At 41.3% G+C, this 25,079-nt stretch carries 25 protein-coding genes and 1 riboswitch; of the genes, 13 read left to right on the top strand and 12 right to left on the bottom strand.

Annotation, left to right across the window (positions count from 1 at the left end):
• The first annotated feature begins 36 nt into the window (after positions 1 to 36).
• Positions 37 to 858, top strand: coding sequence for a 23S rRNA (guanine(745)-N(1))-methyltransferase (rlmA, locus tag ACY3ZI_RS11110; protein WP_211885766.1), 822 nt, complete (start codon positions 37 to 39; stop codon positions 856 to 858).
• 56 nt (positions 859 to 914) lie between these two features.
• Here the strand turns inward: rlmA and mntP are convergent, their stop codons facing one another.
• The 8 genes from mntP to pabB all read right to left on the bottom strand — a co-directional run bounded on the left by mntP (position 915) and on the right by pabB (position 9,265).
• Positions 915 to 1,496, bottom strand: coding sequence for a manganese efflux pump MntP (mntP, locus tag ACY3ZI_RS11105; protein ID WP_148444745.1), 582 nt, complete (start codon positions 1,494 to 1,496; stop codon positions 915 to 917).
• A 6-nt stretch (positions 1,497 to 1,502) separates the two neighbouring features.
• Positions 1,503 to 1,686, bottom strand: a riboswitch (yybP-ykoY riboswitch).
• Between the two features lie 152 nt (positions 1,687 to 1,838).
• Positions 1,839 to 2,297: a DUF986 family protein gene (locus tag ACY3ZI_RS11100; RefSeq protein WP_036953374.1), complete on the bottom strand. Its 459-nt coding sequence runs from the start codon at positions 2,295 to 2,297 to the stop codon at positions 1,839 to 1,841.
• 89 nt (positions 2,298 to 2,386) lie between these two features.
• Positions 2,387 to 3,238: a PTS mannose transporter subunit IID gene (locus ACY3ZI_RS11095; protein ID WP_036953376.1), complete on the bottom strand. Its 852-nt coding sequence runs from the start codon at positions 3,236 to 3,238 to the stop codon at positions 2,387 to 2,389.
• Between the two features lie 13 nt (positions 3,239 to 3,251).
• On the bottom strand, positions 3,252 to 4,052 hold the full coding sequence (locus ACY3ZI_RS11090) for a PTS mannose/fructose/sorbose transporter subunit IIC (protein WP_036953378.1): 801 nt from the start codon (positions 4,050 to 4,052) through the stop codon (positions 3,252 to 3,254).
• Between the two features lie 77 nt (positions 4,053 to 4,129).
• Positions 4,130 to 5,095: a PTS mannose transporter subunit IIAB gene (gene manX, locus ACY3ZI_RS11085; RefSeq protein ID WP_487375165.1), complete on the bottom strand. Its 966-nt coding sequence runs from the start codon at positions 5,093 to 5,095 to the stop codon at positions 4,130 to 4,132.
• 677 nt (positions 5,096 to 5,772) lie between these two features.
• On the bottom strand, positions 5,773 to 7,137 hold the full coding sequence (locus ACY3ZI_RS11080; RefSeq protein ID WP_036953382.1) for an L-serine ammonia-lyase: 1,365 nt from the start codon (positions 7,135 to 7,137) through the stop codon (positions 5,773 to 5,775).
• A gap of 204 nt (positions 7,138 to 7,341) precedes the next feature.
• Positions 7,342 to 7,902, bottom strand: coding sequence for a CoA pyrophosphatase (locus ACY3ZI_RS11075; protein ID WP_211885765.1), 561 nt, complete (start codon positions 7,900 to 7,902; stop codon positions 7,342 to 7,344).
• Positions 7,895 to 9,265 (bottom strand): aminodeoxychorismate synthase component 1, encoded by a 1,371-nt coding sequence (gene pabB, locus ACY3ZI_RS11070; RefSeq protein WP_487375164.1) that lies wholly within the window; start codon positions 9,263 to 9,265, stop codon positions 7,895 to 7,897. The genes ACY3ZI_RS11075 and pabB overlap by 8 nt, the downstream gene beginning before the upstream one ends.
• 138 nt (positions 9,266 to 9,403) lie before the next feature.
• Between pabB and ACY3ZI_RS11065 the strand changes: the two genes are divergently transcribed.
• Entirely contained in the window at positions 9,404 to 9,583 is a 180-nt protein-coding gene (locus tag ACY3ZI_RS11065; protein WP_036954826.1) for a YoaH family protein, read from the top strand.
• A 202-nt stretch (positions 9,584 to 9,785) separates the two neighbouring features.
• Positions 9,786 to 10,151 carry a protein YebF gene (yebF, locus tag ACY3ZI_RS11060; protein WP_036954829.1) on the top strand — a complete coding sequence of 122 codons (366 nt, stop codon included), beginning with the start codon at positions 9,786 to 9,788 and terminating at the stop codon, positions 10,149 to 10,151.
• A 223-nt stretch (positions 10,152 to 10,374) separates the two neighbouring features.
• Here yebF and ACY3ZI_RS11055 read toward each other — a convergent pair whose 3' ends face one another.
• Positions 10,375 to 10,605: a DNA polymerase III subunit theta gene (locus ACY3ZI_RS11055; protein ID WP_036954833.1), complete on the bottom strand. Its 231-nt coding sequence runs from the start codon at positions 10,603 to 10,605 to the stop codon at positions 10,375 to 10,377.
• A gap of 291 nt (positions 10,606 to 10,896) precedes the next feature.
• On the opposite strand from ACY3ZI_RS11055, the gene ftnA reads away from it, so the two are divergent.
• The 4 genes from ftnA to ACY3ZI_RS11035 all read left to right on the top strand — a co-directional run bounded on the left by ftnA (position 10,897) and on the right by ACY3ZI_RS11035 (position 13,294).
• Entirely contained in the window at positions 10,897 to 11,400 is a 504-nt protein-coding gene (ftnA, locus tag ACY3ZI_RS11050) for a non-heme ferritin (protein WP_006658792.1), read from the top strand.
• A 217-nt stretch (positions 11,401 to 11,617) separates the two neighbouring features.
• Complete coding sequence (gene copC / locus ACY3ZI_RS11045; protein ID WP_036954840.1) at positions 11,618 to 12,004, top strand: copper homeostasis periplasmic binding protein CopC; 387 nt, start codon at positions 11,618 to 11,620, stop codon at positions 12,002 to 12,004.
• A 1-nt stretch (position 12,005) separates the two neighbouring features.
• Positions 12,006 to 12,902 carry a copper homeostasis membrane protein CopD gene (gene copD, locus ACY3ZI_RS11040; RefSeq protein ID WP_487375163.1) on the top strand — a complete coding sequence of 299 codons (897 nt, stop codon included), beginning with the start codon at positions 12,006 to 12,008 and terminating at the stop codon, positions 12,900 to 12,902.
• Between the two features lie 44 nt (positions 12,903 to 12,946).
• Positions 12,947 to 13,294 carry a DUF2511 domain-containing protein gene (locus ACY3ZI_RS11035; RefSeq protein WP_211885760.1) on the top strand — a complete coding sequence of 116 codons (348 nt, stop codon included), beginning with the start codon at positions 12,947 to 12,949 and terminating at the stop codon, positions 13,292 to 13,294.
• A gap of 334 nt (positions 13,295 to 13,628) precedes the next feature.
• Here ACY3ZI_RS11035 and ACY3ZI_RS11030 read toward each other — a convergent pair whose 3' ends face one another.
• The 3 genes from ACY3ZI_RS11030 to yebS form a co-directional block, all read right to left on the bottom strand.
• The gene (locus tag ACY3ZI_RS11030) at positions 13,629 to 13,862 is read right to left on the bottom strand and encodes a DUF1480 family protein (RefSeq protein WP_211885759.1); all 234 of its coding nucleotides are present in this window, start codon (positions 13,860 to 13,862) and stop codon (positions 13,629 to 13,631) included.
• Positions 13,863 to 14,012: 150 nt separating this feature from the next.
• Positions 14,013 to 16,352, bottom strand: a complete 2,340-nt coding sequence (locus tag ACY3ZI_RS11025; protein WP_211885758.1) for an MlaD family protein — start codon at positions 16,350 to 16,352, stop codon at positions 14,013 to 14,015.
• Positions 16,327 to 17,553, bottom strand: coding sequence for a membrane integrity lipid transport subunit YebS (gene yebS, locus ACY3ZI_RS11020; RefSeq protein ID WP_487375162.1), 1,227 nt, complete (start codon positions 17,551 to 17,553; stop codon positions 16,327 to 16,329). Before yebS ends, ACY3ZI_RS11025 begins: the two co-directional genes overlap by 26 nt.
• A gap of 132 nt (positions 17,554 to 17,685) precedes the next feature.
• Here yebS and ACY3ZI_RS11015 point away from each other — a divergent pair, with 132 nt between their 5' ends.
• The 6 genes from ACY3ZI_RS11015 (at position 17,686) to ACY3ZI_RS10990 (ending at position 25,072) form a co-directional block, all read left to right on the top strand.
• Positions 17,686 to 18,168, top strand: a complete 483-nt coding sequence (locus tag ACY3ZI_RS11015; RefSeq protein WP_211885755.1) for a GAF domain-containing protein — start codon at positions 17,686 to 17,688, stop codon at positions 18,166 to 18,168.
• A gap of 110 nt (positions 18,169 to 18,278) precedes the next feature.
• Positions 18,279 to 18,965, top strand: a complete 687-nt coding sequence (gene proQ, locus ACY3ZI_RS11010) for an RNA chaperone ProQ (RefSeq protein WP_132496032.1) — start codon at positions 18,279 to 18,281, stop codon at positions 18,963 to 18,965.
• Positions 18,966 to 18,984: 19 nt separating this feature from the next.
• Complete coding sequence (prc, locus tag ACY3ZI_RS11005) at positions 18,985 to 21,030, top strand: carboxy terminal-processing peptidase (RefSeq protein ID WP_211885753.1); 2,046 nt, start codon at positions 18,985 to 18,987, stop codon at positions 21,028 to 21,030.
• Positions 21,031 to 21,254: 224 nt separating this feature from the next.
• Entirely contained in the window at positions 21,255 to 21,998 is a 744-nt protein-coding gene (locus ACY3ZI_RS11000; RefSeq protein ID WP_487375161.1) for a YdcA family protein, read from the top strand.
• A gap of 190 nt (positions 21,999 to 22,188) precedes the next feature.
• A complete protein-coding gene (gene htpX / locus ACY3ZI_RS10995; protein WP_211885751.1) occupies positions 22,189 to 23,073 on the top strand; it encodes a protease HtpX in 885 nt (294 codons plus the stop codon).
• 868 nt (positions 23,074 to 23,941) lie between these two features.
• Positions 23,942 to 25,072, top strand: a complete 1,131-nt coding sequence (locus ACY3ZI_RS10990; protein ID WP_211885750.1) for a M20 family metallopeptidase — start codon at positions 23,942 to 23,944, stop codon at positions 25,070 to 25,072.
• Positions 25,073 to 25,079: the final 7 nt, after the last annotated feature.

Here is a 25,079-nt window from a genome sequence, read left to right as displayed (position 1 = left end):
GTATACTGAGCATTATTTTTAAATCAGTGTAACCATATGAATTATCAATGCCCCTTGTGTTTAAAACCCCTCAATTTAATTAACAGTAGCTATCGTTGTGAAGCAAATCACCAGTTTGATTGCGCCAAAGAGGGTTATGTTAATTTGCTCCCTGTACAGCATAAGCGTTCTAAAGATCCAGGTGATAGCCTAGAAATGATGGTTTCTCGTCGTCAGTTTTTAGATGCGGGTCATTATCAGCCAATGCGCGATAAGGTCGCTGACAAGCTCGCTCAATATCTACCTGAGAGCAGTGAAAATATACTCGATATCGGTTGTGGGGAAGGGTATTACACTGATCATTTTGCTCAGTCATTAAAGGCGGCATCTAAATCTGTTAGTGTGTATGGGCTGGATGTATCGAAAGTGGCAATCCGTTTTGCTGCTAAGCGCTATAAATCAGTTAATTTCTGTGTTGCTTCAAGTCATCGTTTACCGTTTGCGGATTCGAGTTTGAGTGCCATTATTCGTATTTATGCACCCTGTAAGGCGCAAGAATTAAGCCGAGTATTAACACCAATGGGAATTTTAATTACGGTAACGCCGGCAGCAGAACATCTGCAAGAATTAAAAGCCTTGATTTATGATGAAGTGAAATTACACCCTGCAAAAGACGAAGACCTTCCAGACTTTAAATTGATTGATGAGACTCGCTTAAATTATGTGATGGATCTTGAAGGAGAAGAGGCATTTGCATTGTTAGAGATGACGCCGTTTGCATGGCGAGCTTCTGAAGAGGTGAAACAGCAATTAAAGCAGGGAAACGTGAAAGATTATACTGCTGATTTTCTGATCCGAGTTTATCAATATAAAGACTAAAACCCGTATTAAATCTCAAACTGTTCCCCCTGAATGACTCAGGGGGAACAGGAAGATCATGGTGCGTACATAAATAATTCGAGATGCTCAAAGAGGATATTAAATCCAATCGCAATAAGCACCAGCCCGCCTAAAATCTCTGCTTTTTTTCCTAATAATGGACCTACGTAACGGCCAATCATCATTCCAATTGTGGCCATTATCATCGTGGTTAAGCCGATAGTCATCGCTGTATGGACGATATCTACTTGCAGGAAAGCCAGACCTAAACCAATTGCCATAGCATCAAGGCTGGTGGCGATGGCAGATAACACTAAATTTCCTGCACTGTGACTAGATGGTTTAGCGCAGCAATCTTCATCTTTGGTGGTTAGACTTTGCCAGATCATACGTCCGCCAAGAATGAATAGCAGGGCAAACGCAATCCAGTGATCCCAACGGATAACATACTGGCTGGCTAAAATACCAATGCCCCAGCCAATGATCGGTGTGATAGCTTCAATAAAACCAAAGATAAAACCAGTACGAAGAATTTCACGAAAACGAGGTTTATGGAGCACTGCGCCCTTACAAATAGCGACAGCGAAAGCATCCATAGAGAGCGCGAAGGCAAGGATGAGAGTTGCGTAAAAGCTCATAACAATAATCTCGGTTGGGTGTTTCCATATACACATAAATTACCCCCAACCAAAAGGCGTATTTATGTGTCTATGGTCTTGCCAACCAATAAATGGCATCCGCACCACGTTTAAAAACAAACGAGTATGTTGACACGGATTTTCTGGAAAGAATACATTCCAGAACAGGCTACTCCCCAATGACGTGGGACGAAAGATATCATAGATTTTAATAAAGGCAAAATATTAATTATTAATAAATATATTTTTTAAATGAGAATAATTTTCATTTTCGATATTAACAAAGTTAAGGTTAATTAAACATTTAATTAACCTTAATATTTATACCAATATATAAAGTAGTTATTTATGATTAATAAAAAAATCATAAATCTTTTGTAAATCATCAAGATGGTTGACTTGAATATGGACTTTTTTTTGCTCTAATCCAATCATTAAAATACCATCTTCAGATAAATTCATTGTTTTAATTCGCTCATATAAAATAAACGTATTGGCTAAATAAAAGCCGGTTTGTTTAAAAAATACTTTTGGGCGACGAATAAAAGCTAAATAAATAGCCATAAAAATAGTAATCATTAATAAATAAGTGGTTAATAAATTACCATGTCGAACAATATTTGTATAAATGACGATACAAATGAGAACAATAAAAATGATGGCATCCACTCGATGTTTACGTTTTAAGTTAACTTTTAATAGAGTTTTGCCTTTTAGTGTTCCTTGAATAAATTCATCATAGATTGCGTATACAAGCATGATCAAAATGATAATGGCTAAAACGACATCATTTAAGGTCATTTGAGTACCCATGACTAAGTGGACGAATTACCAAGCTTAAAAGTAAAAAAGGGAGGCTGCAACCTCCCTTTTTTATTATTTAACAGAAATTATGGCGCTAAGAAGTTTAACCAAGCACCCAGAATACCTAAACCGAAGAAGCCGATAATGATCCATAAAGCATTCACTTTACGGCGTAACAGCCACATACAGGCGAAGGTCAGCAATAGAGGAACTAATCCAGGCATTAATTGGTCGAGGATCATCTGAACAGTAGTGATATCTTCCACACCCGTGGTTTGGTTTTTGATCCGCGAAACTTCGAGTGGAATGTTGACGTGAGTCCATTTATTGACCAGCGCCCCCATAACAAACAGGCCTAGAATCGATGCTCCTTCTGTCAGTTTTTGCAGGAATCCACCGCCCATATCTTGAACGATATCAATCCCTTTCTTGTAGCCATAGGCCACGCCATAATAGCGAGTTAACAGACGTACAAGGTTAAACAGAACGAAGAACAGTACAGGACCTAACAAGCTACCTGTCATCGCGATACCAGCACCCAGAGCAGCGAATACAGGGCGCACAGTTCCCCAGAAAATTGGATCACCCACACCGGCCAATGGTCCCATTAGACCGACTTTGATACCGTTGATTGCACCATCGTCGATGTCCGCGCCATTAGCACGTTCTTCTTCCATCGCCATCGTTACACCCAAAATAGGCGCAGCAACGTAAGGATGGGTATTGAAGAACTCTAAGTGACGTTTAATCGCTTGTTTACGGTCATCATTATTTTCTGGGTATAAGCGACGGATCACGGGAACCATTGAGAAACAGAAACCCAGAGCCTGCATACGTTCAAAGTTCCATGAACCTTGGAATAAGTTAGAACGTAAGAAAACCCCACGAATATCGCTTTTTGTCAGCCGTTTTTCAGTAGATTGAGTTTGTTCAACCATTTTTACGTTCCTTCTAGTCTAATTCGTTATCAAGATTGTTGTTACTGTTTGATTGGCTGACAACAACTTGGGATTTGTTGTATTTCGGGCTTAGTTGGATGTACAGAATCGCCATCACAACACCAATCACACCAAGTGCAACAAGGTTGAAGTTAGTAAAGGCCGCAGTCACGAAGCCTAAATAGAAGAACGGCATCAGATAGCCAGCGCGCATCATGTTGATAACCATCGCATAACCGACCACAACAATCATACCACCTGCAATGTTCAGACCGTTGGTAACGACTTCAGGGATAGAGTTCAGTAAGTGCTGGACTTCTGAAGTTCCCACTGAAATTGCGACGATCAGTGCAGGGATTGCGATACGCATTGCTTGCAGTAATAACGCAGAAACGTGGATAATGCTCAGGGAGGTTAAATTACCGGAGACCGCAGCACGGTCAGCGGCGTGTTGGAATGCAACGGTAATAGTACGAACAATGATTGTCAGTACTTGTCCAGCTGCTGCCAGTGGGATAGCCAGTGCAATACCGGCACCGATACTTTGACCACCTGCAATAACCAGAATGGTTGAAATGATGGAGGCTAATGCAGCATCTGGTGCAACGGCCGCACCGATGTTCATCCAACCTAACGCGATCATTTCCAGTGTACCACCGATAATAATACCGGTTTTCATATCACCCAGAACAATACCAATAAGCGTACAGGCAATGAGAGGGCGGTGGAACTGGAATTCATCGAGGATCGATCCCATACCGGCGATACAAGCCACGACGAAGACCATTACTATTTGAACAACGGTAAGTTCCATTGTTTAATCTCCTGTAACCAACAAGTTTCTAAGTCTGTTTTTGAGTAACGGTTCAATAAGAACTAATTTCTAAAACATTATTTTTTGAGTTTATTAATTAAATCCATCATGTGGACTTTACTGTCTGAAGCGACTTTACGAACTTCTAACTCAATATTTTTGTCATTCAGATAATTGAATGCATCGATATCTTTTTGGTTAATTGATACGGCATTGGTGACCATGGTTTTACCTTCGGTATAGGCCATCCCACCAATATTGACCGAGTCAATCTCAACGCCTTGCTCAACAATACGCTGTACATCTGTTGGGTTAGTGAATAACAGCATCACGCGCTCGCCGGAATATTTCGGGTTGTTGTAAACACGGACACATTTGTCTACGTCAACAACGTGGGCGGTAACACCTGGAGGAGCAACTTGTTTCAGTAAGGTAGAGCGAACGGTATCTTTGGCCACTTCATCGCTGACAACGATAATGCGTTTAACGCGCATCTCTTTTGTCCAGCGAGTCGCCACCTGACCGTGAATTAATCGGTCATCAACACGCGCTAAAGCAATAATCATGTGTTCACCCGGGCCTGCAATAACAGGTTGTGGAGCAGGTGCACTGACCGCTGCGGGCGCAGGAGTTCCTGCAATAACTTCTTTAAACTTGAATGGACGGATGCCACCGCGACCTGTTTCTAGCGCGACGGTGATCAGCTCATCCATGGATGGGTTGTCATCGCGGCACATAAAGGTCTCGACGAGCATTGGGACATTTACGCCTGTAATGATTTCGTAATTGTCATGCTCATTGGCAATGCGTGTAGCAGCATTAAATGGACTACCTCCCCATGTATCAACAAGAAATAGCACACCCGCTGAGGTATCAAGAGTAGTCAGCTTTTGTGTGTATTTTTCAAATAGGGTGTCAGCATTTTCCCCAGGGACAAAGTCAATAAACGAGACGTTTTCTTGCTCGCCTATTAACATCTCGGTGGTTCGGAGTAGCTGTTCAGCAGCAACTCCGTGGGTACCAATCATAATAGCTATACTCACTATTTTTCCCTCTTAACAGATAAATCGAAACATCATTGACGATAGAATAGAAGTTAGAAACTGGACTCCTTCTCTATGTGTTTCCCCTGCACCTTAAATAGTAGCTGAATAAATTCAAACTAAGTGGCTAGCTAATAATTAGTTAAGTGCAATTATTAGCTGAATGGTCAGTCTGATCATATCACTAGGATTAATCTAAAAAACTTGTTTCGCGTCAGAAAAATAAAAACAGATCCAAATATTACTGATAAATAAACCTATAACTCTAAATATATAAATATTTACAGAGTATAATTTTGGTTTATTTCAATAAGAAAGAGTGACACTCTGTTATCGGTAACAAAAAATCGGTTTATTTGATAAGAAATTCGTCATGGAGAGTAAAAAGTGAGCAAAAACAGGGCTGACCAATAGAATTTAAAGGAATAACAGAATGGAAATAGCGATTCAAAAAATAGAATCCCGCGTGAGAGTACTGAAGAAATAAAACGTTCGTAGACGATAAAAATCGAAAGCTGAAACGAGAAAAGCAAAAAGAGGGGAGATGTTATTTTGATGAAGGTGTTGGAGTTTAATAGACTTAATTAAAAAAATTAAATAAGCGCAGAAAGAGTGAGGGTAAAGCTCCCTCTTCACCATTTAAATGAGCAATGAAGAGGGAGGCTTAATCTTACTGATTAATCACACTGGACTTTGATAGCTAAGCCACCACGAGATGTTTCGCGGTATTTGGCATTCATATCTTTACCCGTTTCGTACATGGTTTCGATAACTTTATCGAGAGAAACGCGAGGCTCGCTGGTTCTACGTAAAGCCATGCGTGCGGCATTGATAGCTTTAACAGAGGCGATTGCGTTACGTTCAATACAAGGTACTTGAACTTGTCCGGCAACAGGGTCACAGGTTAAACCTAAGTTGTGTTCCATACCAATTTCAGCTGCAATGCAGACTTGCTCTGGGCTTGCGCCAAATAATTCTGCTAAACCTGCCGCCGCCATTGAGCAGGCAACACCAACTTCGCCTTGGCAACCCACTTCTGCACCCGAAATAGACGCATTCATTTTATACAGAATACCAACGGCGCCGGACGCTAAGAAATAGCGCAAGTAAAGTTCTGGTGTAACGGGTTCAACGCAATGGTTGTAGTAGGCCAAAACAGCCGGAACGATACCACAAGCACCGTTAGTTGGCGCTGTAACAACACGACCACCCGCTGCGTTTTCTTCGTTAACGGCCAATGCATACATGTTGATTAAATCAACCACGTTCATCGGGTCATTAGACAGTTTACTCGCAGAGGTCACTAAGCGGTTCAGTGCCGGTGCACGACGAGGAACGCGCAATGGACCTGGAAGGACCCCTTCAGTGTTCAGGCCGCGTTCAATACAGGCTTGCATGGTTTTCCATACATCCGCAAAGTAAGCGTCAATTTCTTCACGAGGGTGCAAATCCAGCTCATTTTTCATCATCAGGCTAGAAATCGATAAGCCAGATTCTTTACATTTTAGGAGTAATTCACTCGCGGAATTAAACGGATAAGAGACTGGTTTACTGTCTGAAGAGGTTTGACCAAAATGTTCTTCATCGACAATGAAACCACCGCCGATGGAATAATAAGTTTTAGTGTAAATTTCCTTATCGCCAGCAAAGGCGTGGATAGTCATACCGTTTTCATGTAACGGTAAGTTATCTTGACGGAAATTCATGCCACCCTCACGTGGGAAATCAACAGTATGAGTGCCATTGGCTAATAGCAGCTTTTCTGTTTCTTCCACATTCTTGATAAAGGATGGAATTGATTCAATGTCAACGGTAGCAGGGAGGTTACCTGCTAAACCCATAATAATGGCGATATCGGTATGGTGACCTTTACCTGTTAGGGATAAAGAGCCATAAACGTCTACTGCGACACGGGTGACGGATGGCAATAATTGCTTATTGACCAAATCATCGACAAATTCTTTCCCAGCTTTCATCGGACCAACGGTATGAGAGCTTGAAGGGCCAATGCCCACTTTAAACATGTCGAAAACGCTTATCACGCAGGACTCCTTAAACAAAAGATGAAGATATAGTGATTTATTTTAAAGGGCGCTACTTTACTGTTATTTCGTAGTGTTAACCAGTAAGTTTAAAGTATTTTTTGAAATAAGGTAGTTACATAAGGTGGATTGGTTATAAATAGCACTAATTGTATTTTGGATAGTGGAAAAATGATTGAATAAAAGGATTATTGACTATGAAGACTAATCCAGTTGTAGGGCAAGCTGATGCAGGATGGATGCAGTTAGACCCCAGACTAAGTGATTGTTATACCAATAGAAAAAGATCCGTTTTTCGCGGCCGGAGCGGTTGATATCCACATATTTATGTTTTTGCAGGGATAACGCATCAAACAGGGGGATTTCAAAAATAGAGGAAACTTCGCTTGGATTCGCCTGATAACGAATATTATCGGGAACAAGACCCACAATTGGGGTGACTTGATACCCGCCAATACTGGAGATAGGTGCAAGTTGCCCTAAGACCTGTACTTTCTCTGGTGGAATGGCGACTTCTTCGTAGGCTTCTCGTAATGCGGTCGCAATTAAGTTTGAATCTTCAGGATCGCGTGAACCGCCTGGAAATGCCACTTGACCGGCATGAGAACGTAATAGTGGTGACCGTTGCGTGAGCAATAATGTCGGATTGGATTTATTAATAATTGGCAATAGCACTGCGGCCGCTTTACCCGCCGATGTGGCGGGTTGGCGAGAAAGCGGGAGTGTAAATTGAAAACGGTTAATAAAGCTATTTAGCTCAGTCATCGCTATCGAGTTTTCCTAGTTTTGGCAAAATCAGGCGTAATTTGTCAAAGGTTTCTTGGTACTCTTTATCTGCTTGGCTATCAGCAACAATACCGCCACCAGCCCAGCAATAAATCTGTTTTTTATCAGTTATCAGTGTACGGATTGTGATGTTCGTATCCATATTGCCACAGAAACTAATATAGCCGATTGCGCCACAATATCCATGTCGACGATTGGGTTCTAATTCTTCAATGATCTGCATTGCACGAATTTTCGGGGCGCCCGTAATGGAACCGCCAGGGAAACAGGCACGCAGTAAGTCGGTAGCTTTGTATTGGCTGTCTAATGTGGCAGTGATAGTGCTCACGAGGTGATGAACTGCGGGAAATGGCTCCACTTTGAAAAGCTCAGGAACGCGTACGGTGCCCGGCTTAGCAACGCGTCCAATGTCATTGCGCAGTAAATCCACAATCATCAAGTTTTCAGCACGATCTTTTGGCGAAATGGCTAACTTTTCTGCTTGGAGTTGGTCTTCTTCTGGTGAGTCTAAGCGAGGCAAGGTTCCTTTAATCGGGCGAGTTTGAATTTCACCTTTCTCTAGTAAAATAAAGCGTTCAGGAGAAACACTGATAACCGCATTATCGGGTAAGCGAATAAACGAGGAGAATGGGGCACGGTTGCTTTCATTCAGCGTTAAAAATGCATCCCACTCATTGCCCTTATATTTGGCTTTAAAGCGCTGGGCTAGGTTGATTTGGTAGCAATCCCCCTCACGTAAATATTGATGGATACGGGCAATATTTTCATGGTATTGCGCTTCGGTCATGTTGGCATGCCATGGGGATGTTAGTGCGAAGGCACTTTTACGAGAGGCTTTTTGAGCCTGCAACCAAGCGAGTCGTTGCTCGACATCTTGATGGCTGTATAAGGTCACACGCTGTTCATGATGGTCAACAATAAGAGCCCATAAATAGATGCCCACCGCCATATCGGGAAATTGCAGTTCAGTGGTAGCAAGTTCAGGAAGTTTTTCGATACGGCGACCTAAGTCATAGCTCCAAATTCCCATTGCACCACCTTGGAACGGCAGAGTTTCATCAGTAAATTTGGCGACTTGATATTGATCCATATATTGCTGTAAAAGGGCAAAGGGATCTTTTTCTGAAAACTGAGCAGGCTGATTTTGCGCTTGAATTTCCGTTTGCAAACCGCGCGTTAATAGGGTGACAGCTGGATCAGCGACAATCATATCGTAACGGTTATGAGAGTGTTCAGCTTGACCAGAATGAAGCAGCATGGCCCATGGTTGGTGCGATAACGGTGCAAAATAATCTAATGCCACATTGGGGCTGTAAGGGAGTTGTATTTTATTAATAGCCATATCAATCAATTAAAATCAGGTTCCACAAGTGAATAATGCCAGATTACCATATAATCTTACCTTATTAAGGCAAGAGCTGTTAAAATTTGCTGAAAATCTTAACGTATTAAATAAGTCTGCAATTTAAAGAGGTTGATTATGTTTTCAGGTATGCCAGCACTTTCCCACGCAGAGCAACAAGAAGCGGTTGAACGCATTCACCAACTGATGGCAGAAGGCATGAGCAGCGGAGAAGCGATTGCGCTGGTTGCTCAAGAAATCAGGGAAAACCATCAAGGTAAAGAGCAAATTGTTGCTCGATTCGATGACGAAAATTAATAATTAATAAACATCCTATTAACATTTAAAAATATTTCTGATAAATTCATATCAGTTAAGTCATTTTGCTCATAGGTTTGATTTTTACAACTACACTAAATAGACAACGTCTGCCTATACGCGCGTTGTTAATGATGCTGCAGTTTTGGTGAGTACAATGGATCTCAATTTCATCTACATTTCGTAGATGCCGGAGGACGGTATGAATGTTAATAAAAAAATAGCAATGGTTTTAGGCAGTTGTGCGCTTGTATTAAGTTCGTTTGCATTCAGTGCTAACAAGGAAGAAGGTAAAGCAGCGGCATTTGTGAGCTGTGGCAATCTTACTGAGCCACAAATTGCGGCGCAGGTTAAAAATGATTTTATGAATAACCGGTTACCACGTTGGGCGGATGAAAAAGCGGCCGTGGGTAAAAAAGCGGTTGCATGGATCAATGATAGTGAAGTGACGAAAACGGAAGATGGCTACTCGCTGCCTTTAGTGGTCAGAGGGTCGAAATCCGATTTGCATTATCGTGTCGCTGTGGATTGTAAAAACAATACCATCACCTATAACACCAGCAAATAATCTGTGGGTTTATAGAATGAAAAAGGAGAGTCTAACTCTCCTGAGGTTGATGACAAAGAGGGATAAAACGTGGTTGTTCCCTCTTTGTGTTATCAGGCGAAAATCAATACATTGATTTTCCTTGTTAATTTTACAACCCAAAAGAGCCATTTCCAAAACTATAGGTTTGAAAATGGTCAAAGGAGAATTACATTCTCCTTTTTTTGTGTCTAAAATTCCATTCTTAGCGATTTCTTGGCTCGTAGGGCATGCGAGCGAAATTCATCGATAACTGGCGATAGTGGACCAGTCTTTCACGAAAATAATCTCGCAAATGTTCTGGTTGCTCACGTTCGATGGCATCAGGAATAATGGGAATATTATAACGTTCCTTAAAAGCAACACCGGAAGCCAGCAGGTCAACGTTAATTTTGTCCATCTCTTCTTTTGGGAGGGTGGCAAGATTGTGGCTCATTTCAAATCCTAACGGTTAACAACATCAGCGTGAATTGTAGCAATTGAAGTTCAAAAAATCTTGATGAAATAGTGAGATGGTTAGCGAATAAAATTAAATTCAAACATGATAATAGTAAGCAATTAGGATTATCATGATGAATAAAAGCTAATGCGACTGATTCGTGTTATTTTTACAAAAAGTTATTGTTAATCAATAAATTAATTTTTATAGGAAGAATGTTTTCTGAATGCATTTATTATGTTACTGTGGGATATAACTTCATAAAATCATCATCATTAAGGTAAAGATATGTTAAAAGCTGACATGATTGAAGCGTTAAATAAACAACTGAATCTTGAGTTTTTCTCCGCTAATCTGTATTTGCAAATGAGTGCTTGGTGTAGTGATAAAGGTTTTGAAGGTGCAGCTGCATTTTTGAAAGCTCACTCACAAGAAGAAATGGAGCATATGCAGCGTTTATTTAATTACCTTAGCGATACAGGGGCATTACCACGCTTAGGCGCGATTGCTGCACCACCAGAAAATTTTGATTCTATCGCTGATGTGTTCAATAAAACGTATGAGCATGAGCAATTAATTACTTCAGAAATCAATAAACTTGCGCATTTAGCCATGACCACCCAAGATTACTCAACATTCAACTTCCTGCAATGGTATGTTGCAGAGCAGCATGAAGAAGAGAAACTGTTCAAATCTGTACTGGATAAACTGGGCATGGTGGGTGAGTCTGGTAAATCATTATTCCTGCTGGATAAAGATTTGAAAGGCTTAGCGGCAGCGGCACACGTTTAATTATTCTTTTCAATAACTCGATTTTTGGGTTATTTATCAAGCGCCAATTCAGAGATGAATGGCGCTTGTTCTATTTTTGCGAGTGAGTTTTATTCGCATTTTGTGCCAAGCCTCACAAGCTGAATGATAAAATCTGATTTTATCGCTGCGTATCGTATTATTTTCCGTATAATGATTGGCAATATATCTAAATTCACCTGCAAATTAAGAGGTTACTATGCCAATCAACCAAATAAAATCTTCTTGGCGTAAATTAAGCGCGGTCGCTGTACTGTTCTTAGGTATGTCATTCCAACAAGCATTTGCTCATGCGCATCTTAAAGATCAATTACCTGCTGAGGGCGCGGCATTAGAGCAGGCACCAGAAGCTATCACATTAAACTTTTCTGAAGGTATTGAAGTTAACTTTACTAAGGTCAATGTAACGGATGAGAACAAGCAAATAATCAAGACGGGTAAAGCCGCGTTAGATCCTAGCAATAACACCAAAGTTATTATTCCTGTTGAAAGCAAATTAGCCGCAGGTAAGTACGATGTTCAATGGAGCGTTGTCTCTGTTGATGGGCATAAAACCAAAGGGAACTATAGCTTCACTGTGAAATAATATGTCACTGGAAGCATTTTATACCTTAACGCGATTTGCTCATTTTATCGCCGCAATGTTGATGTGTGGAATGTCGATGTTTGCGGTGATAGTTTCCCATGGGCAATTTCGCGTACTACTCCAAGATACACTGAAAAAAAGCATTATATTTAGCGCAGTTATTACTATCATCACCACATTTTGCTGGATGATTGCACAATCTGGTTTGATGGGCGATGGCTGGGAAGATGCGTTGAATATGGATATTTGGCAAGGTGTACTTGGCACTACCTTTGGTCAAATCTGGCGTTGGGAAATCCTCAGTTCTGTCGGTTTGTTTGCCGTTCTATTTATACGCCCGATCACCTTAAAACTTTATCTCATTCTTGGTTTCTCCGTCATTACTCTGGGTCTGCATGCCTTTATTGGTCATGCGGCGATGCATGAAGGGTGGCTGGGAATTGCTCATCAAACTAATCAATTCATTCATTTAATTAGTTGTGCGTATTGGTTTGGGGGCTTGTGGCCTTTCCTTATTTGTATTCAATTTTTACGTAGTAAAGAACAGTTAAAAGCAGGGCTAGAAACGCAAATTGTTGTATCAATGAAGCGTTACTCGCAATTAGGGCATATTGCTGTGATTTGTGTACTAATAACGGGGATTATTAATAGCCTGATTTTATTGCCGGGCTGGCCATTCACCTCAACACTATCCGAATACCAATCTTGGCTATGGCTAAAAATTGCGTTGGTTGGGTTGATGGTGCTATTGGCATTAACGAATCGTTATTGGGTCGTACCACGTCTTCAACAGCAAGGGCAGATTAATTATTTGATAATAAATAGTTGGGCTGAATTGCTGCTTGGTACGATTGCCATCCTTGCCGTGGCTATTTTTGCTACCTATCAACCTGTATAATGGCGCATATCTTTGTATAACCCCGTTTGACAAGGTCATTTTCAATGAAATTCAAATTCATAATTTGTGCGTTAGTACTGGGTGGAACATTCAGTACGGCGATGGCGGCTCCACTGGCGAGCGTTAGCAAAAAACAGTTTGGCGACGATTGGCCGCTAAAGCGTGAAGAAGTAATGTTAGAGTGTCGAGCGAATGGCGCATTGGTGGTCATCAACCCATCTACGTTAATGCAGCATCCATTGAATGGTATTGCAACGGCACAAATGGAAAAGAAAGAGATCCAAGCACAACCGATTGATGTGCTATTAGCGCCTATCGAAACCACTAAATCAGTTGAAGAGCGAGTATTACCGCTGAAGCAAGCCGCCGAGAAACTGTGTGAGAGTAAATAGGATGTAGTTAGCCTTTAGCTAGAAATATCAAGGAGATGGCAATTGAAAGGTTTTGCTGATTGCTTAGATAGGTTTAACTTATCATGCAAATAGCTCAATCTTAGAAAATTAAGCAGTAAATTGTGTTAAAAATATGTAAATTAATTGCTAATTTAAGTGGTAAGAACGTAAGCTGAACGCTAGTATTAGGGAGTACTTTGTTACGTCTCAATGGCAATTTTAGCGCACGGCTCTGCCAGAGCCATTTCCCAAGGCCCGGTAATCGGAATCTACCAGGCCTCTTTTTTTTGTGTTATTTCCCATCTAACCGTTCTATTGAATACCACCATCTTCATCAAGCAATTCTCATTAGCCAATGATGATTTTCTTTATCATAACGCTGGCGATAGAGCAGAACCGGTTTTTCATCCAGTGTCGCAGGGATACTCGTGTGTTCATCCCAACCATCCAATTGCATACAAAACTCAGAATCGGAATCGCAAGGAATACTCACAGTATCACTACGCTTATCAGTCATGACTGCATCATTGATTTCATAGGAAGAGATTTTCAATTTAACTATGCTCATAACGTTTCCTCTTTACTCTTTATTTTTACAATAAAAAATCAGCCCAACGAAATTAAGCATAGTATAAATGGAATTCGTTTCCAAAATATATTTTCAGTAGAATGGAATAAAAAAGGCGTCATGCTGTGAAACATGACGCCTTGTGAGGGATTATTTTTTGGGAATAGGGGTTCCCCAGTCTAACCAGTCCGCAGGTGGCTCTAATTTCAGAATGAAATGCTGATCAGGCTTAGCTTTAGGTGCCAGTGGCACTGTTGGCGGGGTTGCCAGCGAAATTCCACCACGAACAAACTGCTTGAATGTACCGCTTTTCACTACGCCGCCTGTTAAACCAAAGGCGAGATTGTAACCGGAAGATAACCAGAACTGGGTATTATCGCGGATCAGATATTGGTATTCTTTACCTATGCGTGTTGCAATATAAACGCGATCGGAAAGTTCTCCCAAATAAAGCCCAGTGACGGTTCCGATTTCTAATCCTCTAAACAGAATTGGCGTTCCTACCTGAATAGACCCCGCTTCGCTAGCATCAAGGATAATGGTGAGACCATCGAGATAACGGGAATCTGTAATGTTGGCAGTTTGCAGTTCAAATTGGAAACGGCTCTTATTACTGCGCCCAGGCTCTGCACTGATATACGGTTGGATCAGCGTATCGAGGTTGTTAACCCCCGATGGGGAAAGTTCAGGGGTCACAATGGCGAAACGGCTGCCAATTTTGGTGAAGTTTTCTACATATTCAGGATACAGAATCGCTTTCGCTTTTACTTCGCGGTTATCCGCAGACAGTTTCAGTGATTCAATTTGTCCGATATTAATCCCTAGGTAGCGAATAGGCATGCCTTCGGATAGCTTAGACGCATCAAAGGTTGTCAGTGTTACCGCACTACCAATCGCTTTTGCCGCCGTTTCTGATGGATAAAGTGTATGTTGGCGTGAAGTATCTAAAGAGCCAGTTTGAATATTGTCAAAGCTAATTGCACCACTAAACGCACGGCTGAGCGGGGAGGCTTGAACTGTTAAACCTCCAGCATTTAACTGAACTTTAGCACCACCTTCAGCCCAGAATACGCTTTGTGGAGTCAATAAATTACGGTATTGACCTGAGATATACACATTCACTGCAAAGCCGTCATTGTTTGGTTTAATCGACACAATTTTACCGACTTCAAATTGGCGATATAACACCACTGAACCTTGTTGAATGTCGGGAAGGGTATTGGTGTTTAGCGTAATGGTGGTCGGTAACATGGAACCTAAAATACCCGCCTTGGCATTTTCATCGGTACGATATAACGGGAATGAGTCTGGTAATGTATCTTTCCCTTTTCCTGGAATGATATGTAAGCCACCTTCCAGCCATTCTTGAGGTGTCGCACCTTGGAATTGCAATCCGCTCATACCTAATTGCACATCGACACGGCTATTGGCGACAAATTTACTGTCTTGTTTAACCAAATGTTTAAATTCATTAAACACGGCAATTTGGAACTGAACATTGTCATCTGTTAAGTGACGTTGTAACACTTCACCGATTTTTATTCCGCGGTAGATAACAGGTTGCCCCACATTTACCCCGAAGGTATCCAATGCGGTGAGGGTAAGTTGCAAGTCTATATTGCCTTGCTGATCAAGCGGTTTGACATCCTCTTTACTCGGCTGCAATTCATATTGCTGCCCGGTTTGTGCTGGCAGGCTGTTTTCTGGGGAATCGAATGCGACAGCGCCATTGATCACTGCCGAAAGGCTTTCCATTTTGATACTGGCGCCAGTATTTAAGTCGAATCCTCCCTCAATACCAGAGATATTCCAAAATTGGCTATCCGATCGTACGAGATTCACGTAGCGTTTTTTAATAATAACCGCGATGGATACGCCTTTATTTTCAGGTAATAAGGAGTAATCAGAAATATAACCGACCGGAACTTTACGGTAATAAACAGGGGAGTTTTCGTTTAATGCACCTAAATCTTTCGCGGTGAGGTAAATGAGTAATTCACCTTCGTTTAAGTTTCGCTGAGGTGGTGTATCGAGCGCCACAAATTGGGATTTTTGCGAGCCAGTGCTTGGCTGCATCCCAATATAGTTCCCACCTACCAGAGCATCTAAGCCTGATACACCGGCTAGTGAGGCTTTAGGCGTTACTAGCCAAAAGCGCGTTCCAGAAGTGAGTGCAGAGCGCATATCTTTATTCACATTGGCGGTGACAATTACGCTTTTCATATCGCTACTAATAGAAACGGTTTGCACCATGCCAACATCCACACCTTGGTAGCGAATTGGCGTTCGACCTGCAACAACGCCAGAGGCAGATGAAAATTGAATGGTAATTTGCGTGCCACGTTCCACCCATTGTTGGAATAGCAGCCAGCCTGCGATCATGATCGCGATGATGGGAAGCAGCCAAAAGGGCGAAATTGTCGTCCTTTTACGGCTGATAACCTCCGAAACTTCATCCGAAGCTTCATTTTGATGGTTTTGATTTTCCATAAGAATCCCAAATTAATCGACTGTCTAACCACTCAACAGCAAGGATAGTTAAAATAACAGCGGTACCAAAATATAAAGCCGCAGGCCCCATAGTAAATGACATTAGCATATCGCGGTTAACTAAGGTCATCATCAAGGCGATGACGAATAAATCTAACATCGACCAACGCCCAATCCATGAGACGAATTTCAGCAATTTCATCCGTAACACAGGGTCTGTATGGCTTTTAAGTTGAATTGAAAATAATAACAGTATCATGATGATAATCTTTACGAAGGGCACCAAAATACTGGCAATAAAAACGATAATAGCAATCGGCCAGTTTCCTGAATCAATTAAGGAAACGACACCGGAATAAATTGTATCTTCTAAGCGTCGCCCATTTAAATAAAACGTCGAAATAGGCAGTAGGTTAGCAGGGATTAGCAATACCATGGCGGCAATCAGTGCGGCCCATGTTTTTTGTAAGCTTAAAGGTTCGCGATGGTGAAGTGGGCGGTGGCAGCGCTGGCACTTGCCTTTCTTATTGGGTTCGCCAGTAAAATGGCAGGCTAGGCAGGTTTCTGCATGAGGCGCATCTGCATTTTCTTCTAAAGGATAAAGCCGCCGCCACAGTTCATTGAGATTAATATGGATTAAAATGATAATACTAATCAAAGACATAGTGCTAAACGCAATCAACCCGTGCCCGACATAAACTGTCGCGTAATCTTGCATTTTAATCGCGGCGATACCCAAACCGACAAGATAGACATCCAGCATGACCCACTCTTTGAGATGCTTCATCATCAGTAAAATGGGGCGCATGTTGATGGACAGGTAACGCGCTAATACCAAAGATAAAATTGAAATAGGCAAAAGTAACGGTGCTGCTATCGCACAAAAAGCTACAATGCTGGCGGTAAAAGGGTCACCTTGCTCGCTAATTAAGCGGATACCATCAAGCACATTAGCATTGATTTGGGTGCCAAATAGATGAATAGAAATCAATGGCTGCCAAAAAGCGATGGGCGCAAGAAGCAATAAAGTGATAGATAATAGAGCAAGACGACGGAGTGACCATGAGCGCCCATCATTTAGTTGACTAGAACATCTTGGGCAAACAATGACTTGCCGTGGTTGAAAAGGCGGAGTCACTATTTTTTGGTTACAATGGCAACAACGTTGCAAATTCATGGCAGTATGATTAATGTGGGTCATATATATTGATTGTATGAATTAATTTGCTTGTAATCTAGTGTAAAAAAATTTACGTAAAAGTGACAACTTGCTAACCTACGGTCTACGCTTACTAATATTTTTTTACTTGTTTACGTATAACTGAAAATAAATATGGATAAAAAGAAGTATTATCACGAACTTTCAGATAGTTTATCTGCACTTATCGCTGGAGAGTATGATTTAATTGCCAGTTTGGCAAATAGCAGTGCGTTATTATTTGAACGTTTATCCGGTATCAACTGGGTTGGTTTTTACTTGAGTGATGGAAAGGAACTGGTTCTCGGTCCATTCCAAGGTAAAATCGCTTGTGTACGGATCCCGTTCAATAAAGGCGTCTGTGGTGCTGCATTTTCCGAAGCGCGAGTTCAGCGTGTGGAAGATGTGCATGCTTTTCCAGGTCACATCGCGTGTGATGCGGCAAGTAACTCGGAAATCGTCTTCCCTCTATGTGTAAATGGCAAGATAATTGGGGTTTTAGACATCGATAGCCCAAATATCGGCCAATTCGACGAAGAAGATGAAAAAGGGCTTCAATACCTTACAGACCAGTTATGCCAGCACTTGGCGATGTGTTCTATACCAAAATATTATTAATTATTGGTATGTAAAATCAATAGGAACGTGGCAATTGTCAGCAACACGATTATAATGTCCGCTTGTTCATGCCCGTGAGGTTGGCAAAATCGTTGTTATCAGGAAATTTCATGGAAAATCAACCTAAGTTGAATAGTAGTAAAGAAGTTATCGCATTTTTGGCAGAGCGTTTTCCACGCTGTTTTATCGCTGAAGGCGAAGCACGTCCGCTTAAAGTCGGAATTTTTCAAGATATCGTAGGGAACTTAACCGAAGAAGATGGTATTAGCAAAACGCAATTACGTTCAGCGTTACGCATGTATACCTCTAGCTGGCGTTACCTTTACGGTGTTAAAGAAGGCGCAAAACGTGTTGACTTAAATGGAGATGACTGCGGTGAATTAGATGCAGAGCACATTGCCCATGCGCGTCAACAATTAGCTGAAGCGAAAGCGAGAGTCCAAGCGCAACGCGCAGAGCAACAAAAAACGCAAAAGCGTCCTGCTGCGAAAAAGCCTAGCGACAAAGCACCTCGTCAAAATGATGCGAACAAAGAGAACTTATCTCGTCGCCGTCCATCAGACAAAAAAGAACGCCCACAAAATACAGCTCCGAAAAAACCTCGTAGCAATCCAGCCGAAGAAAATTTGAAATCAGTTACTGATATCAACACACTGAAAGTCGGTCAGACTCTGAAAGTGAAAGTGGGTAGCAGTATGATGGATGCCTCTGTGCTGGAAATTGCCAAAGATGGTGTTAGGGTTCAATTGCCATCTGGTCTGGCAATGATTGTGCGCGCGGAACATTTAAAGTTCTGATACGGAGGTCACTCAGGTCATGAACAAATTACTCAAAGTTGCATTTGTTGTGAGTCTCGCGACTTTCGGCACCGCAATAGCTAATACTCAGGCAGTGACTCCGGTCACTGCTGCTCAGTTACCTCTTTTAAAGCAGAATACACAGCACGGAACCGTGAGTGAGCGTGTGACATCACGTTTTACGCGCTCTCACTATCGTCAATTCGATTTAGACAAAGAGTTTTCTGGGAAAATATTTGACCGTTATCTCAATATGATTGATTACGGACATAATGTTTTACTTCAATCCGATGTTGACCAGTATGCAAAAGATAAAGCAAAAACGGGCGAATGGCTTGAAGATGGCAAGTTAGATAAGTTCTATGACCTGTATAACCTTTCTCAGCAACGTCGCTTTGAACGTTTCAAATATGCGCTGGCGCGTTTAGATCAACCGATTGATTTAAACGCGACGGATTCTATTGAGGTTGATCGAACTAAAGCACCTTGGCCGAAGGATAAAGAAGAACTAGACCGTTTATGGGACCAAAAAGTCCGCTATGATTGGTTAAGTTTGAAATTAACGGGCAAAGATGACAAAGAGATCAAAGACAAACTGACTAAGCGTTACAATTTTGCATTGAAACGCTTATCTCAGGCACAAAGCGAAGACGTATTCCAATTAATTATGAATGCGTTTGCTCGCGAAATTGACCCACATACCAGTTATTTATCACCTCGTAGCACTGAACAATTTAACTCAGAAATGAGTTTATCCCTTGAGGGGATTGGTGCCGTGTTACAACAAGATGATGATAATACGACAATTAATTCTTTAGTTGCGGGTGGTCCTGCGGCTAAAAGCAAAGAGCTAAAAGTCGGCGACAAAATCATTGGTGTTGGTCAAGTTGGTAAACCTATTGTTGATGTCGTGGGTTGGCGTTTAGATGACGTCGTCGCATTAATCAAAGGGCCAAAAGGTAGCCAAGTTCGTTTAGAAGTTGTTTCAGATACGAAAGGTGCTAAGCCACGTATCGTGACAATTGTTCGCGAACAGATCCGACTGGAAGATAGAGCAGTAAAACTGTCTATCAAACAGCAAGGTAAAGAGAAAGTTGGCGTATTAGATATTCCAGGTTTCTATGTTGGTTTGACCAACGATGTCAAAACTGAATTGCAAAAAATGGCGAAAGAGAATGTTTCGGCTCTGATTATTGACCTGCGCGGTAATGGCGGTGGGGCATTAACAGAAGCAGTCGCATTATCTGGGCTGTTTATTAATAAAGGACCGGTTGTTCAAGTTCGTGATAACAATGGTCAAGTTCGCCAAGATGCGGATGACGATGATGTTATCTATTATAAAGGTCCATTAGTTGTTCTGGTTGATCGTTTTAGTGCTTCTGCATCAGAAATTTTTGCTGCAGCAATGCAAGATTATGGTCGCGCTTTAATTGTGGGTGAACCGACTTTTGGTAAAGGAACGGTACAGCAGCACAGAAGTTTAAGCCGTGTTTATGACCAAATGCTAAAACCAGAATGGCCAGCATTAGGTTCAGTGCAATACACTATTCAGAAGTTCTATCGGGTTAATGGTGGAAGTACTCAGCGTGAAGGTGTGACTCCAGATGTGGTTATGCCAACAGGGCAAGATCCAGCAGAAACAGGTGAAAGCTTTGAAGATAACGCATTGCCTTGGGATAGCATCCCGGCTGCGAATTACACTAAATCTGGGGACATTAACGCTGATTTATCTCCGATTAAAACCAAGCATTTAGCCCGTATCAGTGTTGACCCTGAGTTCAAATATATCGATGAAGATATTGCGCGTTACAAGTCATTGAAAGCGACAAAGAATCTGATTTCTCTGAACTATGCTCAGCGTCAGAAAGAAGATAATGAAATTGATGCGACCAAACTAAAACGCATTAATGAACGCAATGCAAAACTTGGTAAACCGCTATTGAAGTCGATTGATGATTTACCGAAAGATTACGAAGCGCCAGATCCGTATTTAGATGAAACGGTGAAAATGGCAATAGACCTTTCGAATCAAAACACTAAGATGCTTTCTGGTGCCAAGCAGTAAAAATAAAAAGTATTTTCTAGAGCCAGCGTAAGCTGGCTTTTTTATATCTATTGATTTTGTAATTTATTGATTTGAAAATGATTTAATGTATTTAGTATTTTATTTATAGTCTCGGTTTCAACTAAACCTAAATTTTTGTTCAAAAAAATAGTAGGTTTTCTTTCGCTTTTTCAAAAATATCCTACACTTCAGTTAGTAATATCCCTTATTAATGAGGCAAAGCAATGCGTAAATTATCTGTAGGTTTATTAACTGTCATGGCGGTCATGATGTCGTCAATGGGTTCTGCGAATGCAAGTAACTACCCTTGTTCAGGCGCTAAAGGCGGAATTGCTCGTTGTGATGGCGGGCAATTTATCTGTAATGACGGAACAACCAGTCGTTCAGAGCAAGTCTGTACAAATGAGCTAAAAAACTCAATCAATAAAAGTGCAGGTATTGGGGCGGGTGTGGCAAAGCAGTCCAGCAAACCATCTGCGGTAGATTCTATCAAAGAGACAGGTGACAACATGAGTAAAACTGCAAAAGATAAAGCATCAAAAGCAACTGATAAGGCAAAAGCTGCTGAGAAAGAAACATCGAAAGCGGTGAAAGATAAGGCAAAAGCAACAGAGAAAGAGACCTCTAAAGCTGTAAAAGAGAAAGCGGATAAAGCCAAAGCTGCTGACAAAGAAACCTCTAAAGCCGTAAAAGAGAAAGCAGACAAAGCGAAAGCTGCCGACAAAGAATCTGCAAAAGCAGTGAAAGAAAAAGCAGATAAAGCCAAGGCTAAAGAGAAGGAAACCTCTAAAGCGGTGAAGGAAAAAACCGACAAAGCTAAAGCGGTAGAGAAAGACAAAACCAAAGCAGCAAAAGAGAAAGCAGACAAAGCAAAAGCGGATAAAGCAAAAGCCGACAAAGCTAAAGCTGCAGCAAAAACAACCGCAAAAGTTTCTAAAGGCAAACCAACTAAAGGTAAAGTGAGCTGATCATTTTCTCGTAGTGCCTTATCGTTATCATTTAAATGCCGTTTATTAAAACGGCATTTTTTATTGCTGTGTGTAAAGATATGTTATTTTATGACTTTTTCCTGTTAATGGGCTTGAAATGGTGTGAAAAAACCTTATTTATGAAGTAAATTTGTCGTGATGTTTGTTTTGACCAAGGAACCTATAAAAAATGATGAGAATTGCTTTATTCTTGCTCACAAACTTAGCTGTTATGTTTGTGTTCGGGATTATTTTAAGTTTAACCGGGATACGTGGAAGTAGTGCTCAAGGTCTGCTGATCATGGCGGCATTGTTTGGTTTTGGTGGCGCATTTGTGTCGCTGCTCATGTCCAAATGGATGGCGCTGAAGTCCGTTGGTGGGGAAGTTATCGAACATCCACGTAATGAGATGGAACAGTGGTTAGTTAACACTGTTAGCCGTCAGTCCCAGCAAGTCGGTATCAAAATGCCACAAGTGGCAATTTACCATGCACCGGATATCAACGCATTTGCAACGGGCGCACGCCGTGATGCTTCTTTGGTTGCGGTAAGTACGGGTTTATTGGAAAACATGAGCCGTGATGAAGCTGAAGCAGTTATTGCCCATGAAATCAGCCATGTCGCTAACGGTGATATGGTTACCATGACCTTATTGCAAGGTGTTGTGAATACCTTCGTTATCTTTATTTCACGTATTTTGGCGCAAGTTGCGGCTGGCTTTATGTCAAACAACAATGACAATGAAAGTGAAAGCAGCAATGGTAACCCAATGGTTTATTTTGCCGTTTCGATGGTATTAGAAATCGTGTTTGGTATTTTAGCGAGCATCATTACGATGTGGTTCTCTCGTCATCGTGAGTTCCACGCGGATGCAGGCTCTGCCAAATTAGTCGGCAGAGAGAAAATGATTGCTGCACTGCAACGCCTGAAAACAAGCTATGAACCGCAAGAAGAAGGGCGCTTGATGGCATTTTGTATCAATGGTCGTGGTAAAGCATTTAGCGAACTGTTTTTATCTCACCCACCATTAGATAAACGTATTGAAGCATTACGTTCAGGCCAGTATCTGAAATAGCCTACGATGTTAATACGATAAAATGAAAGGGAAACATCATGTTTCCCTTTTTTATTTACTCATCCTACCACTACTCCCGCCGTATTCGATTTATCATTTTATCTAACTATTTCAGCGAATAGTGCCAGTAAAGCAGTGTGCTAGTAAAAGAAAAGTGACGGGTATTTTATGCTGAAGAGAGTTAAATAAATATACTGAAAGAAACCGGCACTCAGATTGAATCGAATTAAACCCTCAGTTTAAAAATTACGACTATTTTATAGGTATTGACGCTTATTTATTGAGTAAATGTTGAGTAAATAGGCTAAATACTCCTTTGGGGTTATTTAAATCTAAATAAAGTTAGAAAGATATATACGCGTTATTGGCGTTAAATCATGTGAATAAAAAAATAAATACCACGTGTAATATTGCATATTTACGGTTAGCTAAAATTAATAGCCTGCCATTAATTTCTGAAGATTATTTACCATAATTAATATATTTATTTTATATATTTTTATAATTGCTTTCTGTAACTATTACTTTTTGAAAAAATCAAAAAATAGAGCATATTTATGCATTAATAATTATTTGTAATTTATTAATCTGTTATGTTATGGTGCGAAAGTATCCTTTTCAATCAAAGTAAGTGTCGAATTATCATAGGGTTTCTTCTCCTTGGGTTAAATCTGGCTTTACTCATCGTTGTTGTATATGCATAAAATGTGCATAGATAGCGCTATGTTTTGCGCGTCAAATGGAATATGACGATAATATTATCGGCTATGAGTAATAAACATTTCATTTTGTTTGGAATAAAAATCTTATCGCGCGGGAGCCAATTTTCTCAGTGAAATATCTCGCCATAAAATAATAGGAACTCAACATGCACAATGAATTTTTAGTACACGAAGCAGAGATGCTGGATTTATTAAAGCAAGTGGTTAATACCGAATCCGGTTCATACGATAAAGAGGGTGTTGATAATCACGCTGCATTCTGGTGTGAACGTTACCAATCAATGGGCTTTGAAGTTGAGATAATCCCAAATGAAAAATTGGGTAATAACTATCGTCTTTATCACCCATCTACCACGCCTGAAATTTTGATTTTGCTGCATCTTGATACCGTATTTCCAAAAGGAACCGTAGCGGAAAGACCATTTAGTATTGAGGGTGATAGAGCCTATGGCCCCGGTGTTATCGATATGAAAGGCAGCCATGTCATGGTGCATCAGGTGATCAAACAGCTTTATGCCACCAACGATGAACGCTACAAAAAAATTGAAGTGCTGCTGAACTGCGACGAAGAGATAGGTTCTATTTCGTCACGTCCGGTCATCGAGGAATGTGCGAAAGGCAAACGTTACGCGTTAGTGATGGAGCCTGCGCGTGCTAATGGTGCCATTGTCAGCGCTCGTCGTGGTGTGGGAACCTATGTTCTGACCATTCAAGGGAAAGCGTCTCACTCCGGTATTGCTCCTGAAGCAGGGATCAGTGCTATCCAAGAACTTGCTTTCAAAATCCAAAGCTTACATGCACTTTCTCAGCACGATAAAGGGCTGTCAGTGAACGTGGGTCTGATTACAGGTGGAACATCCGTCAATACCGTTGCGCCAAATGCGCGTGCAGAAATTGATGTGCGGATCTCTTCTGAGCAGCAAGGTATTGAAATCGACAAGAAAGTACGTGAAGTGTGCAGTCAGCCTGTTCTAGAAGGCATTCAGCTTTCACTGACCGGCGGGATCAACCGTCCACCAATGGCAAAAACGCCAGAAAGCGCCGCGCTTATCGACATCATCAAACAAGAAGCCGACAAACTGGCAATCACACTGGAAGACGTCTCTACAGGCGGTGGTTCTGATGCTTCATTTACCGCGGGTGTGGGGACGCCAACGGTAGACGGTTTAGGTCCAATTGGCGGCTATCAACATAGTGATAAAGAGTACCTCGAAATTCCCTCTTTAACTGAGCGCGCTCAGCTATTTTTCAATGTGTTAAAACGCATTACGCAGTAATTATGGC

The organism is Providencia sp. LY12, assembly GCF_057621555.1.
This window is presented reverse-complemented; position numbering and strand designations above follow the sequence as displayed.

Bases quoted from the DNA above. Each gene is read 5' to 3' on its own strand.
- pabB (WP_487375164.1), bottom strand. From the start codon at position 9,265: ATGGCTATTAATAAAATACAACTCCCTTACAGCCCCAATGTGGCATTA.
- copD (WP_487375163.1), top strand. From the start codon at position 12,006: ATGTCACTGGAAGCATTTTATACCTTAACGCGATTTGCTCATTTTATC.
- htpX (WP_211885751.1), top strand. From the start codon at position 22,189: ATGATGAGAATTGCTTTATTCTTGCTCACAAACTTAGCTGTTATGTTT.
- ACY3ZI_RS11030 (WP_211885759.1), bottom strand. From the start codon at position 13,862: ATGAGCATAGTTAAATTGAAAATCTCTTCCTATGAAATCAATGATGCA.
- ACY3ZI_RS11055 (WP_036954833.1), bottom strand. From the start codon at position 10,605: ATGAGCCACAATCTTGCCACCCTCCCAAAAGAAGAGATGGACAAAATT.
- yebF (WP_036954829.1), top strand. From the start codon at position 9,786: ATGAATGTTAATAAAAAAATAGCAATGGTTTTAGGCAGTTGTGCGCTT.
- mntP (WP_148444745.1), bottom strand. From the start codon at position 1,496: ATGAGCTTTTACGCAACTCTCATCCTTGCCTTCGCGCTCTCTATGGAT.
- ACY3ZI_RS11065 (WP_036954826.1), top strand. From the start codon at position 9,404: ATGTTTTCAGGTATGCCAGCACTTTCCCACGCAGAGCAACAAGAAGCG.
- ftnA (WP_006658792.1), top strand. From the start codon at position 10,897: ATGTTAAAAGCTGACATGATTGAAGCGTTAAATAAACAACTGAATCTT.
- copC (WP_036954840.1), top strand. From the start codon at position 11,618: ATGCCAATCAACCAAATAAAATCTTCTTGGCGTAAATTAAGCGCGGTC.
- prc (WP_211885753.1), top strand. From the start codon at position 18,985: ATGAACAAATTACTCAAAGTTGCATTTGTTGTGAGTCTCGCGACTTTC.
- rlmA (WP_211885766.1), top strand. From the start codon at position 37: ATGAATTATCAATGCCCCTTGTGTTTAAAACCCCTCAATTTAATTAAC.
- ACY3ZI_RS11015 (WP_211885755.1), top strand. From the start codon at position 17,686: ATGGATAAAAAGAAGTATTATCACGAACTTTCAGATAGTTTATCTGCA.
- ACY3ZI_RS11100 (WP_036953374.1), bottom strand. From the start codon at position 2,297: ATGACCTTAAATGATGTCGTTTTAGCCATTATCATTTTGATCATGCTT.
- yebS (WP_487375162.1), bottom strand. From the start codon at position 17,553: ATGACCCACATTAATCATACTGCCATGAATTTGCAACGTTGTTGCCAT.
- ACY3ZI_RS10990 (WP_211885750.1), top strand. From the start codon at position 23,942: ATGCACAATGAATTTTTAGTACACGAAGCAGAGATGCTGGATTTATTA.
- ACY3ZI_RS11090 (WP_036953378.1), bottom strand. From the start codon at position 4,052: ATGGAACTTACCGTTGTTCAAATAGTAATGGTCTTCGTCGTGGCTTGT.
- proQ (WP_132496032.1), top strand. From the start codon at position 18,279: ATGGAAAATCAACCTAAGTTGAATAGTAGTAAAGAAGTTATCGCATTT.
- ACY3ZI_RS11095 (WP_036953376.1), bottom strand. From the start codon at position 3,238: ATGGTTGAACAAACTCAATCTACTGAAAAACGGCTGACAAAAAGCGAT.
- ACY3ZI_RS11035 (WP_211885760.1), top strand. From the start codon at position 12,947: ATGAAATTCAAATTCATAATTTGTGCGTTAGTACTGGGTGGAACATTC.
- ACY3ZI_RS11075 (WP_211885765.1), bottom strand. From the start codon at position 7,902: ATGACTGAGCTAAATAGCTTTATTAACCGTTTTCAATTTACACTCCCG.
- ACY3ZI_RS11000 (WP_487375161.1), top strand. From the start codon at position 21,255: ATGCGTAAATTATCTGTAGGTTTATTAACTGTCATGGCGGTCATGATG.
- ACY3ZI_RS11025 (WP_211885758.1), bottom strand. From the start codon at position 16,352: ATGGAAAATCAAAACCATCAAAATGAAGCTTCGGATGAAGTTTCGGAG.